At 52.6% G+C, this 13251-nt stretch carries 11 protein-coding genes and 1 pseudogene; 6 read left to right on the top strand and 6 right to left on the bottom strand.

Annotation, left to right across the window (positions count from 1 at the left end):
- From ACJHXB_RS22370 to ACJHXB_RS22360, 3 genes and pseudogenes are all read right to left on the bottom strand, one after another.
- Window positions 1–156, bottom strand: a 156-nt coding sequence (locus ACJHXB_RS22370) for a helix-turn-helix domain-containing protein (protein WP_001521991.1), incomplete at its 3' end; no start/stop codon positions are given.
- Between the two features lie 93 nt (window positions 157–249).
- A complete protein-coding gene (gene ypeC / locus ACJHXB_RS22365; RefSeq protein WP_000490072.1) occupies window positions 250–576 on the bottom strand; it encodes a DUF2502 domain-containing protein YpeC in 327 nt (108 codons plus the stop codon).
- Between the two features lie 114 nt (window positions 577–690).
- Window positions 691–1947 (bottom strand): annotated as a pseudogene (locus ACJHXB_RS22360) (ion channel protein).
- Between the two features lie 203 nt (window positions 1948–2150).
- On the opposite strand from ACJHXB_RS22360, the gene glk reads away from it, so the two are divergent.
- The 6 genes from glk (at window position 2151) to ptsP (ending at window position 9588) form a co-directional block, all read left to right on the top strand.
- Window positions 2151–3116, top strand: coding sequence for a glucokinase (gene glk / locus ACJHXB_RS22355; protein WP_000170355.1), 966 nt, complete (start codon window positions 2151–2153; stop codon window positions 3114–3116).
- A 219-nt stretch (window positions 3117–3335) separates the two neighbouring features.
- Window positions 3336–3662, top strand: a complete 327-nt coding sequence (locus ACJHXB_RS22350) for a PTS fructose transporter subunit IIB (RefSeq protein WP_000038456.1) — start codon at window positions 3336–3338, stop codon at window positions 3660–3662.
- 21 nt (window positions 3663–3683) lie between these two features.
- Complete coding sequence (locus ACJHXB_RS22345; RefSeq protein WP_000985320.1) at window positions 3684–4931, top strand: PTS fructose transporter subunit IIC; 1248 nt, start codon at window positions 3684–3686, stop codon at window positions 4929–4931.
- A gap of 14 nt (window positions 4932–4945) precedes the next feature.
- Window positions 4946–6031: an aminopeptidase gene (ypdF, locus tag ACJHXB_RS22340; protein ID WP_000173295.1), complete on the top strand. Its 1086-nt coding sequence runs from the start codon at window positions 4946–4948 to the stop codon at window positions 6029–6031.
- The gene (ypdE, locus tag ACJHXB_RS22335) at window positions 6031–7068 is read left to right on the top strand and encodes an aminopeptidase (RefSeq protein WP_000366016.1); all 1038 of its coding nucleotides are present in this window, start codon (window positions 6031–6033) and stop codon (window positions 7066–7068) included. Before ypdF ends, ypdE begins: the two co-directional genes overlap by 1 nt.
- Before the next feature lie 24 nt (window positions 7069–7092).
- Window positions 7093–9588 carry a phosphoenolpyruvate--protein phosphotransferase gene (gene ptsP, locus ACJHXB_RS22330; RefSeq protein WP_000955919.1) on the top strand — a complete coding sequence of 832 codons (2496 nt, stop codon included), beginning with the start codon at window positions 7093–7095 and terminating at the stop codon, window positions 9586–9588.
- Window positions 9589–9590: 2 nt separating this feature from the next.
- On the opposite strand, the gene ACJHXB_RS22325 is transcribed toward ptsP, so the two are convergent.
- From ACJHXB_RS22325 to ypdA, 3 genes are read right to left on the bottom strand one after another with little or no spacing between them, the layout of a single operon-like run.
- Window positions 9591–10448 (bottom strand): AraC family transcriptional regulator, encoded by an 858-nt coding sequence (locus tag ACJHXB_RS22325; protein WP_000646842.1) that lies wholly within the window; start codon window positions 10446–10448, stop codon window positions 9591–9593.
- 12 nt (window positions 10449–10460) lie between these two features.
- Window positions 10461–11195, bottom strand: coding sequence for a two-component system response regulator YpdB (gene ypdB / locus ACJHXB_RS22320; RefSeq protein ID WP_001298580.1), 735 nt, complete (start codon window positions 11193–11195; stop codon window positions 10461–10463).
- 14 nt (window positions 11196–11209) lie between these two features.
- Window positions 11210–12907: a two-component system sensor histidine kinase YpdA gene (gene ypdA, locus ACJHXB_RS22315; RefSeq protein ID WP_000544359.1), complete on the bottom strand. Its 1698-nt coding sequence runs from the start codon at window positions 12905–12907 to the stop codon at window positions 11210–11212.
- Window positions 12908–13251 lie beyond the last annotated feature (344 nt).

The following is a 13251-nucleotide window of genomic DNA, read 5'->3' as shown; positions in this document are numbered from 1 at the left end:
ATCCAGTGCCCGAGGACCGTGAAGAAGAAAAAGATTAATCCAGTGTGAGAGGCTGGTGTGAGAAAGTTGAAAGAGTTTTGCCGTAGAAATGATGCCTGCATGACCGGCCAGGTAATGATTTACAGCGGCAAGTTTTACTTCAAATGAATGTTTCATAAACTGCACCTTCAGATGTCAGATTATGTCCAACATTTGGGGTGCAGTTCAACTAGCGTCGCATCAGGCATTGTGCTCCATTGGCGAATGTGTTTAATGGCGATGTCCATGTCCGCGGCCTTTTCCACGATGATCGTCACGATCGCGCCAGCCTTCACGATAGCCACGCTCATACGCTTTACGCTTATCCCAGCCACGATGGTAGCCATTATCATGACGCCACCAGCGGTTCTTACGCCATTCATAATTGCGATGCCAGTAGTCACGGTCGCGCCAGTGACCACCGTCCCAGTAATTACCGTAATGATCGCGATCGCCAATTTGTAATTTGATTGATGGCAGTAGGGTGATTTCACCTGCGTTTGCCGCAAGCGGGGTAAATGCCATCAGGGCGGCCGCCAGAAACAGTGACCTGAACATTGTTATTCTCCTTCACGATCGAAGCCGTCAGCGGCCTGTTAACGCAATATTACGGGGAGGTAAAGCCCCGTATCATCGCCATAACTCTTAAATCATAAAGGAGAGCATTTTTTGCTAAACGTTATCGTGGGGTGGCTGTTGCTTCGGACGATTGACCATCATCATCGGCTTACCTGCTAATAACAGCCATGCCGGAAGCATGACGATACAGAGCAGCGGTAGCAATGTGGTATTGGGTACAACGACTGCCGCCATAAAAAGACTTAACCAGCCATCGCGTGTTACCACCAGCACGATGCCGAGAATAGCGCAGGAAACGGTTATTGCTGCTGGAACGGCGGGAACGTGCTCATGCAGCATCAACCCTAATGCCACGCCGACAAACACTGCCGGGAAGATTCGCCCACCGCGAAAGCCACTGGCGGCAGCAACGACCAGGGCGGCAAGTTTAATTACCGCCAGCAAAAAGTAATCGCTGGTGCTGAAAGCCTGATTTGCCACCATCTGCTGCATCTCATCCAGCCCTTTAAACAGCGAAACTGGTCCACCAATAACCCCCAGAATACCGAGAATAAATCCGCCAATACCCAGCACGAGCACCGGATTTTTCATTTGATGCATCATCGCGTGCAACCGTGGTAAGCACCATACGGCGACCATCCCTGCTGCGATGGCAATCGCCGCGACAATTGCACCGCTGAGAATATCGGTCATTTCCATTTGTCCGTAATGCGCAATGGGCAGTGAAAAATGGGGATGGAAAAATAATCCGGTAGTAAGTGCACCAGCTGCTGCCGCCATTAATGGCGCAAAAAGACGATCCCATAGCGGAACTTCACTACTGCCATTTAAGGTTTGCGAAAATATCAACGCCGCCGCAACAGGTGTGCCAAACAGCGCGCCGATGGTGCCGGCAGAGGCTAAAATAGTCTACTCCATTCGGTTGACGCGCGGTAACAGACGAGCGCCAATGGCAACCGCAAGGGCGATATTGACGGTCATGATCGGATGTTCCGGCCCCAGGCTGACGCCGCCAGCAAGACCGAGAATTAATGCTACGATAAGTCCAGGTAGCGCAGAGGGCGGAACCGGTGCGCCGATCAGCGGTTCACAGGCGGGGTCTGGTCCAGCATGCCCCTGGCTGAAACGGATAACCAACCCCACCGCAATACCTGTTAGCGTTAATATGGCGATGATCCAGAAAGGTGAATCCTGAGCTATCCCCAGAGTTCCCGGCAGTCGTTGCCAGAGCAAATTCTGTAATACCGAGGCGATTTTCATCACCACAATCAGAATAAGACTGGACGCAATCCCAATTGCCACGGCGGGGAGCGATAATAACAACATGGTTCTGGCTCGCGGATGGAGCATGTTCTATTCCTTATGCGGGGTCAGATACTTAGTTTGCCCAGCTTGCAAAAAGGCATCGCTGCAATTGGTGCTGAAACGATAAAGTAATTGTGTGACCCAGATCGATATTTACAGGGAGCCTGCCTTTCCGGCGTTGTTGTTATGCCCCCAGGTATTTACAGTGTGAGAAAGAATTATTTTGACTTTAGCGGAGCAGTTGAAGAATGACAAAGTATGCATTAGTCGGTGATGTGGGCGGCACCAACGCACGTCTTGCTCTGTGTGATATTGCCAGTGGTGAAATCTCGCAGGCTAAGACCTATTCAGGGCTTGATTACCCCAGCCTCGAAGCGGTCATTCGCGTTTATCTTGAAGAACATAAGGTCGAGGTGAAAGACGGCTGTATTGCCATTGCTTGCCCAATTACCGGTGACTGGGTGGCAATGACCAACCATACCTGGGCGTTCTCAATTGCCGAAATGAAAAAGAATCTCGGTTTTAGCCATCTGGAAATTATTAACGATTTTACCGCTGTATCGATGGCGATCCCGATGCTGAAAAAAGAGCATCTGATTCAGTTTGGTGGCGCAGAACCGGTCGAAGGTAAGCCTATTGCGGTTTACGGTGCCGGAACGGGGCTTGGGGTTGCGCATCTGGTCCATGTCGATAAGCGTTGGGTAAGCTTGCCAGGCGAAGGCGGTCACGTTGATTTTGCGCCGAATAGTGAAGAAGAGGGCATTATCCTCGAAATACTGCGTGCAGAAATTGGTCATGTTTCGGCAGAGCGCGTGCTTTCTGGTCCTGGGCTGGTGAATTTGTATCGCGCGATTGTGAAAGCCGACAACCGCCTGCCAGAAAATCTCAAGCCAAAAGATATTACCGAACGTGCGCTGGCTGACAGCTGCACCGATTGCCGCCGCGCGTTGTCGCTGTTTTGCGTCATTATGGGCCGTTTTGGCGGCAATCTGGCGCTCAATCTCGGGACATTTGGCGGCGTGTTTATTGCGGGTGGTATCGTGCCGCGCTTCCTTGAGTTCTTCAAAGCCTCTGGTTTCCGTGCCGCATTTGAAGATAAAGGGCGCTTTAAAGAATATGTCCATGATATTCCGGTGTATCTCATCGTCCATGACAATCCGGGTCTTCTCGGTTCCGGTGCACATTTACGCCAGACCTTAGGTCACATTCTGTAAATCCTTCCTGTTATATCGGGAGGTAACTCTCCCGATAATCTTTTAAATCATACAGTTAATTCAATTTTTCTTTGTGTCCTCCTCACAAGGCCGACCTGCGTCACACTTCCGTACAGCGGGATTAATTCTCCAGTAAATGCATTATTTGTCTGGTAACGGCGATTTGTTTTGCACGTTCATAATTTCACTCGTCAACTATCACTGAACGAGGAATTAACGATGAGTAAGAAACTGATTGCTTTATGTGCCTGCCCGATGGGTCTGGCTCACACCTTTATGGCAGCCCAGGCGCTGGAAGAAGCGGCGGTGGAAGCAGGCTATGAAGTGAAAATTGAAACTCAGGGCGCGGACGGCATCCAGAATCGCCTGACCGCGCAGGATATCGCCGAAGCGACCATCATCATCCACTCCGTGGCGGTTACCCCGGAAGATAACGAACGTTTCGAATCACGCGACGTTTATGAAATCACTTTGCAGGACGCAATTAAAAACGCTGCGGGCATCATCAAAGAAATCGAAGAGATGATTGCCTCTGAACAACAGTAATATTCGACAGGGATAATTGTTATGGCCATTAAAAAACGCAGTGCAACCGTTGTGCCTGGCGCATCCGGTGCGGCAGCGGCAGTTAAGAATCCGCAGGCCTCTAAAAGCAGCTTCTGGGGTGAACTCCCGCAGCATGTGATGTCAGGGATTTCACGCATGGTGCCGACCTTAATTATGGGTGGTGTGATCCTCGCTTTCAGCCAGCTGATTGCTTATAGCTGGCTTAAAATTCCTGCTGATATCGGCATCATGGATGCTCTTAATAGCGGGAAATTCTCCGGTTTCGACCTTTCCTTACTGAAATTTGCCTGGCTGTCGCAATCCTTCGGCGGCGTGTTGTTTGGTTTCGCCATTCCGATGTTTGCTGCATTTGTGGCGAACTCTATCGGTGGCAAACTGGCGTTCCCGGCTGGTTTTATCGGCGGCTTGATGTCTACCCAGCCGACGCAACTGCTGAACTTCGATCCCAGCACGATGCAATGGGCGACCTCTTCGCCGGTGCCGTCCACCTTCATTGGTGCCCTGATTATTTCTATCGTTGCGGGTTACCTTGTGAAGTGGATGAACCAGAAAATCCAGTTACCGGATTTCCTGTTAGCGTTCAAAACCACATTTTTGCTACCGATTCTTTCCGCCATTTTTGTCATGCTGGCGATGTACTACGTCATCACCCCCTTTGGTGGCTGGATCAACGGCGGTATTCGTGCCGTGCTGACTGCCGCAGGTGAGAAGGGCGCGCTAATGTATGCGATGGGGATCGCCGCGGCGACAGCAATCGACCTTGGTGGCCCGATCAACAAAGCCGCAGGTTTCGTTGCCTTCAGCTTTACCACGGACCACGTATTACCGGTCACCGCACGTTCCATCGCTATTGTTATTCCGCCGATTGGTCTGGGTCTGGCGACCATTATTGACCGTCGTTTAACCGGCAAACGCCTGTTCAACGCTCAGCTTTATCCGCAGGGTAAAACCGCCATGTTCCTTGCCTTTATGGGGATCAGTGAAGGTGCGATTCCGTTTGCACTGGAAAGTCCCATCACCGCCATTCCGTCCTATATGGTTGGCGCGATTGTCGGCTCAACCGCTGCAGTCTGGCTGGGCGCAGTGCAATGGTTCCCGGAATCCGCTATCTGGGCATGGCCACTGGTCACTAACCTCGGCGTCTACATGGCGGGGATCGCGCTGGGGGCAGTCATTACTGCGCTGATGGTGGTGTTCCTGCGTCTGATGATGTTCCGTAAAGGCAAATTGTTAATCGATAGCCTGTAAGAAGGACAATCCTGATGACATTACTCGCTTCGCTGCGCGACTGGCTTAAGGCGCAACAACTGGATGCGGTGCTTCTCTCCTCACGGCAGAACAAACAGCCGCATCTGGGGATCTCCACCGGATCAGGCTATGTGGTGATTAGCCGTGTAAGTGCGCACATTCTGGTGGATTCGCGCTACTACGCGGATGTAGAAGCCCGCACGCAAGGCTACCAGCTGCATTTGCTTGACGCGACGAACACGCTTACCACTATCGTCAATCAAATCATTGCCGATGAGCAGTTGCAAACGCTCGGTTTTGAAGGCCAGCAGGTGAGTTGGGAAACCGCGCACCGCTGGCAGTCTGAACTCAATGCGAAACTGGTTAGCGCCACGCCGGATGTGCTGCGGCAAATCAAAACGCCAGAGGAGGTGGAGAAAATCCGCCTCGCCTGTGGGATTGCCGATCGCGGTGCTGAGCATATTCGCCGCTTTATTCAGGCGGGGATGAGCGAGCGCGAGATAGCCGCTGAACTGGAGTGGTTTATGCGCCAGCAGGGCGCAGAAAAAGCCTCTTTCGATACCATTGTCGCCAGCGGCTGGCGTGGCGCGCTGCCGCACGGTAAAGCCAGCGACAAGATTGTTGCAGCGGGCGAGTTTGTCACTCTTGATTTTGGTGCGCTGTATCAGGGCTACTGCTCTGATATGACGCGCACCTTGCTGGTGAATGGCGAAGGGGTAAGTGCCGAATCCCACCCGCTGTTTAACGTCTATCAGATTGTCCTGCAAGCACAGCTCGCAGCAATCTCTGCAATTCGCCCCGGCGTGCGCTGCCAGCAGGTTGACGACGCCGCGCGCCGGGTCATTACAGAAGCAGGTTATGGCGACTATTTCGGTCATAACACCGGTCACGCTATCGGCATTGAAGTCCATGAAGATCCGCGTTTTTCACCGCGGGACACCACGACGCTACAGCCAGGCATGTTGCTGACCGTGGAGCCGGGGATTTATTTGCCAGGGCAAGGGGGCGTGCGCATCGAAGATGTTGTGCTGGTTACCCCGCAAGGAGCAGAAGTGCTCTACGCCATGCCGAAAACAGTGTTGCTCACGGGAGAGGCATAATGGATTTATCGCTATTAAAAGCGTTGAGCGAGGCAGATGCGATCGCCTCCTCGGAACAGGAAGTACGGCAGATCCTGCTGGAAGAAGCGGATCGCCTGCAAAAAGAAGTGCGATTTGATGGGCTGGGATCGGTGCTGATCCGACTCAATGAGTCGACAGGTCCGAAGGTGATGATCTGTGCGCATATGGATGAAGTGGGATTTATGGTGCGCAGCATCTCCCGCGAAGGGGCTATTGACGTGCTGCCGGTTGGCAATGTGCGCATGGCTGCCCGCCAGCTGCAGCCGGTGCGCATCACCACCCGTGAAGAGTGCAAAATTCCAGGCCTGCTTGACGACGACCGGCAGGGGAATGATGTTAGCGCCATGCGCGTGGACATTGGCGCGCGCTCGTATGACGAAGTGATGCAGGCGGGAATTCGTCCAGGCGATCGCGTCACCTTCGATACCACTTTTCAGGTTCTACCCCACCAGCGAGTGATGGGGAAAGCCTTTGATGACCGCCTCGGTTGCTATCTGCTGGTGACGTTACTACGTGAGCTGCATGATGCCGAACTGCCTGCGGAAGTGTGGCTGGTGGCCAGCTCCAGCGAAGAGGTGGGATTACGCGGCGGGCAAACTGCCACCCGCGCGGTGTCGCCGGATGTCGCCATTGTGCTTGATACCGCCTGCTGGGCGAAAAACTTTGATTATGGCGCGGCTAACCATCGTCAGATTGGTAACGGCCCGATGCTGGTGTTAAGCGATAAATCGCTGATTGCGCCGCCAAAACTTACCGCGTGGATTGAAACCGTGGCGGCAGAAATTGGCGTGCCGTTGCAGGCGGATATGTTCAGCAACGGTGGCACGGACGGTGGGGCGGTGCACTTAACCGGCACTGGCGTACCCACAGTGGTGATGGGGCCTGCCACCCGCCACGGACATTGCGCGGCATCGATTGCCGATTGTCGCGACATTTTGCAGATGCAGCAACTTTTATCTGCCCTTATTCAACGTCTTACGCGTGAGACGGTTGTTCAACTGACGGATTTCAGATGATCTCCTGATTAACCCGGAGCGGTTATGCTAACGATTCAATTTCTCTGTCCTCTGCCTAACGGTCTGCATGCTCGTCCGGCGTGGGAACTTAAAGAACAGTGCAGCCAGTGGCAAAGCGAAATCACCTTCATCAACCATCGCCAGAACGCAAAGGCAGATGCGAAAAGCTCGCTGGCGCTGATTGGCACCGGCACCCTATTTAATGACAGTTGCAGCCTGAACATTAGCGGCAGCGATGAAGAGCAGGCGCGGCGCGTGCTGGAAGAGTACATCCAGGTGCGCTTTATCGACAGCGACAGCGTCCAGCCAACGCAGGTAGAACTGACGGCGCATCCGCTGCCGCGTTCATTAAGCCGTCTGAATCCTGATTTACTGTACGGCAATGTGCTGGCAAGCGGCGTCGGCGTGGGTACGCTGACCCTGTTACAGAGCGACAGCCTCGACAGTTATCGGGCAATCCCGGCCAGTGCGCAAGACTCCACCCGGCTGGAGCACAGCCTGGCAACGCTTGCCGAGCAACTGAACCAGCAACTGCGCGAGCGTGACGGCGAAAGCAAAACTATCCTCAGCGCCCATTTGTCGCTGATTCAGGATGATGAATTTGCAGGCAATATCCGTCGCCTTATGGCAGAACAGCATCAGGGACTGGGGGCGGCGATCATCAGCAATATGGAGCAGGTTTGCGCCAAACTATCTGCTTCTGCCAGCGATTATCTGCGCGAGCGGGTCAGCGACATTCGCGATATCAGCGAACAGTTGCTGCATATCACCTGGCCGGAACTGAAGCCGCGCAACAATCTGGTGCTGGAAAAACCGACTATTCTGGTGGCCGAGGATTTAACCCCAAGCCAGTTTTTGAGCCTCGATTTAAAAAATCTTGCGGGCATGATTCTGGAGAAAACCGGGCGCACCTCGCATACCCTGATTCTGGCCCGCGCCTCGGCGATCCCGGTACTAAGTGGCTTGCCGCTGGATGCGATCGCGCGCTATGCCGGGCAACCGGCAGTGCTTGACGCCCAGTGCGGCGTGCTGGCGATTAATCCTGATGACGCGGTGAGCGGTTATTATCAGGTTGCGCAGACGCTGGCAGATAAACGTCAGCAGCAGCAGGCGCAGGCTGCCGCGCAGCTGGCCTATTCCCGTGATAACAAGCGCATTGATATCGCGGCGAATATTGGCACCGCTCTGGAAGCGCCTGGCGCGTTTGCCAACGGCGCGGAAGGCGTCGGGCTGTTCCGTACCGAAATGCTCTATATGGATCGCGACAGCGCGCCGGACGAGCAGGAGCAATTTGAAGCCTACCAGCAGGTGCTACTGGCAGCGGGCGACAAGCCGATTATCTTCCGCACGATGGACATCGGCGGCGATAAAAGCATTCCTTATCTCAACATTCCCCAGGAAGAGAACCCGTTCCTCGGCTATCGCGCGGTACGTATTTACCCGGAATTTGCTGGCCTGTTCCGCACTCAACTGCGGGCCATTTTGCGCGCCGCCAGTTTCGGCAACGCCCAGTTGATGATCCCAATGGTTCACAGCCTCGATCAGATCTTATGGGTGAAGGGCGAGATCCAAAAAGCGATCGTTGAGCTTAAGCGCGATGGCCTGCGTCATGCAGAGACGATTACGCTGGGTATCATGGTGGAAGTGCCGTCGGTGTGCTACATCATCGACCACTTCTGCGATGAGGTCGATTTCTTCAGTATCGGTTCTAACGATATGACCCAGTATCTGTATGCGGTCGATCGTAATAACCCGCGCGTATCGCCGCTGTATAACCCGATTACGCCATCGTTCCTGCGCATGTTGCAGCAGATTATTACCACTGCGCATCAGCGCGGAAAATGGGTAGGTATTTGCGGTGAACTGGGCGGTGAAAGTCGTTATCTGCCGCTACTGCTTGGGCTGGGCTTGGATGAGCTGAGTATGAGTAGCCCGCGCATTCCGGCGGTGAAAAGCCAGCTTCGTCAACTGGATAGCGAGGCGTGTCGGGAACTGGCGCGTCAGGCGTGTGAATGTCGCAGCGCGCAGGAGATTGAAGCGTTACTCACCGCCTTTACGCCGGAAGAAGACGTTCGCCCGCTGCTGGCGCTGGAGAATATCTTCGTTGATCAGGCCTTTAGCAATAAAGAGCAGGCGATCCAGTTCCTGTGCGGTAACCTCGGCGTTAACGGGCGCACTGAACATCCGTTCGAGCTGGAAGAGGATGTCTGGCAACGGGAAGAGATTGTTACCACCGGCGTTGGTTTTGGCGTAGCGATCCCGCACACCAAATCTCAGTGGATCCGTCATTCCAGTATCAGCATTGCCCGGCTGGTGAAACCGGTTGACTGGCAGTCAGAAATGGGCGAAGTCGAACTGGTGATCATGCTGACGTTGGGTGCTAACGAAGGGATGAACCATGTGAAAGTCTTCTCGCAGCTGGCGCGCAAACTGGTGAATAAAAACTTCCGCCAGTCGCTGTTCGCCGCGCAAGATGCACAAAGCATCCTGACGCTGCTGGAAACAGAATTAACCTTCTGACGTTAGCCCTGAAAACGGGCGCTGTACTCTCCTGGCGTCAGGCCAAACTGACGCCGGAAGACGCGACAAAAATAGTCGCTGTCCGGAAAGCCGCAACGCTGCGCCACTTCATGAATCGACAGATGATATTTCTGCAAAATCATCCTCGCCTTCGCCATTCGCACCCAACGCACATATTCGATAAAACGCATTGTTCCATGCTGCGCAAACAGTTTTGACAGATGATTGGGCGTGATATTAAAAAACAGCGCCACGCTCTCACGGGTGAGCGGCTGGGCATAATTATCCTGAACCCAGTTACAAATGCTGTGATAAAGAAAATCTCCGCGCGGCTGCGAATTACCCGGCGGCATATTCACCACGTTGCGGCAAAGATGCAGCAAACTTAACACCAGCGGCTGAATGATATTCTGCTCCAGCGGCGAACGGCTAAGATGGGTGAGGGCAGTAAGCATTGCTTCACCTTCGCCGCGTTGCAGGCTGGGAAGTTGGATCTGGCGAGCAGGATGCAACAACGACGTGGTACGGCTATCGTAAAACGATAACCCAAGCCAGGTCGGTGCGAACACCAGGCTTAACAGCATCACCGGTTTGTTGTTGATCGGTAAATTAGCCGCGCGCGCTGGAATAAACAGCATTTCTCCTTCAACCATACGTTGCTGCTTTGCTTCCAGCAGATTGCCGTATTCGCCGCGCAGCACGATATCCAGACGGGGAAAATCAATACATAAACTGCCCACCGGTAACGAGGCAGGCTGGCTGGCAAACCAGACGCGCCCCAGTAGTTGCGGGTTAAGCACCAGGCCGCTGAACAGATCGGCGAAAAATTGTTGATCGGCGGGCAAGCCTGGTGCTTTCATGAAAGTTCCCGATTAAAGATGCATTAACTGGCGGAATTCTTTAACTTTGCTGCGGCTGACTGGCACTTCAAAATCCAGATCTTTCAGCCGCAGAATATAGGTGTTATTAAACCACGGTTCGATCTCGCGGATTTTGTTCAGATTGACACAAAATGAGCGATGGCAGCGGAAAAAATGCGATGGCGGCAGCTTGCTGCAAAACTCGGTAATGTTCATCGGCATTACGTAGGATTCACGCCGCGTATAGACAAAGGTCATTTTCTCGTGCGCTTCGGCGTAATAGATATCGTTAATTGGCGTGACGATTATTCGCTCATCTTTCACCAGATTAATGGTGTCATTCTCACGCGTTACCGTCGTGGCAGGCGTACTGCTGGTCTGCTGTTGCTGCCAGGCCGCTTCCAGTTTTTGCAGCATCCCGGTAATGCGTGACTCCTGATACGGTTTGAGAATGTAGTCAAACGCTTCCAGTTCAAACGCTTCTACCGCATGTTCTTTCCACGCGGTGATGAACACAATAAACGGTTTATGGGCGAACTGGCTGATGTTTTGCGCCAGCAACACACCGTCCAGCGACGGAATATTGATATCCAGAAAAATGGCGTCGACGCGGTTATGCTGCAAAAACTTCAACACGTCCAGACCGTCGTCAAAGGTGCCGACAATCTCCATCTGGCTGTGCTCTTTAATTAGCCAGCTCAGTTCCTGTTGTGCCAGGAATTCGTCTTCAACAATGATGACTTTCACAATATCACTCCGGCTCAAAGCAATAACGTAGCCTGTGAGGCGACAGGGGTGCGTTGGTTAGGAATGTAAAACGCAATTTCCGTTCCTGGTTCCAGACGGCGGATATGCAGTCCCTCGCCATACAATAACTTCACGCGATGATGGACATTCAGCAGGCCAATTTTATTGCCCGGCATTTCGTTCGCTTCGACCCGCTCAATGACTTTTGGATCGATGCCGTGCCCGGTATCCCGCACCGCAATGCGTACCCGATTACCGCACTCTGCAACGCTGATGGTGACAACGCCTTTACCTTTGCAAGGCTGAATACCGTGGACAATGGCGTTCTCCACCAACGGTTGGATCAGCAGGCTGGGAATGCAGCAATTCACCTCTTCATCAATATCATAGATAACCGTCAGCTTGTCGCCAAAGCGGGCCTGCTCAATGGCAATATAGTCTTTAATTTGATACAGCTCTTTTTTGATATCGATTTGCTCATCGTCTTTTAATTCAATGTTATAGCGTAGATAACGCGACAGATTAAAGATCAGCTGGCGAGCGGTATCCGGATTCAGACGGATCGACGATGAAATAGCGTTCAAAGCGTTAAACAGGAAATGGGGATTAATTTTGCTTTGCAGGGCGCGAAGCTCTGCCTTATTTGCCATTTCACGTAGCTGCTCGGCGCGTGAAACCTCCAGTTGCGTGGAGATGATTTGCGACAGACCGACCGCCATTTCCTGTAATGATGACGTAATCTGATGCGCGTGGCAGTAGTAAATTTTCAGTGTTCCGGTCACAACGCCTTTCTCCCACAATGGGATCACCAGCATGGAATGAATCTCTGGTGTGCGGTGGGCTTCATCATTGTTTTTAATGATGATTTTTCCGTAATTCATCGCCTGTCGGGTAGTCGGGCTAATGAAGTCATCGCCATTCTGATAGTTGTGTTCACCCACGCCAACATAGGCCAGCACATGATCGGTATTGGTAATCGCCACCGCATCGGCATGAATATCATCGCGGATAATTTCACAAACTTTGCGTAATGACTCGCTATTGACATGGCGAAACAGCGGCAGCGTTTTGTTGGCGATATCCAGCGCCAGCTTGGCCTGCCGCGCGGCGCTGGCCTCTTTTTCGCCCTCAACGCTTTGCACCAGCAGCACAATAAAGCCGATACAGACGCTACCGAGGATCATTGGAATCCCGATTTTAGAGACGATATCGATCCCCAACGCGGTAGTTGGTGCCCAGACAATCACCAGAATCATGGTCAACGTTTCACATAACATGCCGCCGAGAATACCGACGCGCCAGCGCTGTGCTTTGGGGATTTTCAGGTTGATCCAGCCCGATATACAACCCGCCAGAATGCTGGTGATAAAGCAGGGGATCGCCGTCACGCCGCCGATATCAATTAAATACCGGTGAATACCTGCGATCACGCCGGTAATAATGCCTACCCACGGGCCAAAAAGAATCCCGCCTGACATCACCGCGATAATACGTACGTTCACCAGCGAGCCTTCTACGGGAACGCCGGACCAGGTGCTGAACAGGGCGAACAGCGAGAAAATGGCGGTAACGGCGAGCAGCTCTTTCGGTGAGTGTGCCGACTTGTGCAACAGTTCGCGAAACAGGCGGATACGGATGAGAAAGAACAGGCAGATAAGCATTAACGCTGCCCGATCGAAGACCGCCAGCAGCATGTTGAATATTTCGTGCACGGGTGACTCTGAATAAGGATTAAACCTCTATGATAGGTAACCTGAAGGCTGATGACCAGCAGGCCGTTTTTGAGGAAAAACCACAATTTTAAAAGGGGATTGAAAGATAAATGGTGTATTAGCAATGCATCTCTTGATAATGCACATCTGCTTGGTAAATTTATTGAAATTATAATGTTAATAAAATGAGTGGTAATTTTCTTGTTAGCGCAGATAAATTTCCTGTTTTTGAAGTGGAGTTCCTCATTTAAAGCCATTGATAAAAATGTTCTAAAACGCTGGACAGACAGAAATTAATCAGGCTATTTTCAAAACAGCCACCATCGTGGCAGCGTCGCTCGGAC

The organism is Escherichia sp. WS3227_2 (genome assembly GCF_046486495.1).
Classification (GTDB): domain Bacteria; phylum Pseudomonadota; class Gammaproteobacteria; order Enterobacterales; family Enterobacteriaceae; genus Escherichia; species Escherichia coli.
The sequence above is the reverse complement of the archived record's forward strand: the minus strand, read 5'-3'. Positions and strand labels throughout refer to the sequence as shown.

Bases quoted from the DNA above. Each gene is read 5' to 3' on its own strand.
- ACJHXB_RS22325 (WP_000646842.1), bottom strand. From the start codon at position 10,448: ATGAAAGCACCAGGCTTGCCCGCCGATCAACAATTTTTCGCCGATCTG.
- glk (WP_000170355.1), top strand. From the start codon at position 2,151: ATGACAAAGTATGCATTAGTCGGTGATGTGGGCGGCACCAACGCACGT.
- ptsP (WP_000955919.1), top strand. From the start codon at position 7,093: ATGCTAACGATTCAATTTCTCTGTCCTCTGCCTAACGGTCTGCATGCT.
- ACJHXB_RS22345 (WP_000985320.1), top strand. From the start codon at position 3,684: ATGGCCATTAAAAAACGCAGTGCAACCGTTGTGCCTGGCGCATCCGGT.
- ACJHXB_RS22350 (WP_000038456.1), top strand. From the start codon at position 3,336: ATGAGTAAGAAACTGATTGCTTTATGTGCCTGCCCGATGGGTCTGGCT.
- ypeC (WP_000490072.1), bottom strand. From the start codon at position 576: ATGTTCAGGTCACTGTTTCTGGCGGCCGCCCTGATGGCATTTACCCCG.
- ypdE (WP_000366016.1), top strand. From the start codon at position 6,031: ATGGATTTATCGCTATTAAAAGCGTTGAGCGAGGCAGATGCGATCGCC.
- ypdF (WP_000173295.1), top strand. From the start codon at position 4,946: ATGACATTACTCGCTTCGCTGCGCGACTGGCTTAAGGCGCAACAACTG.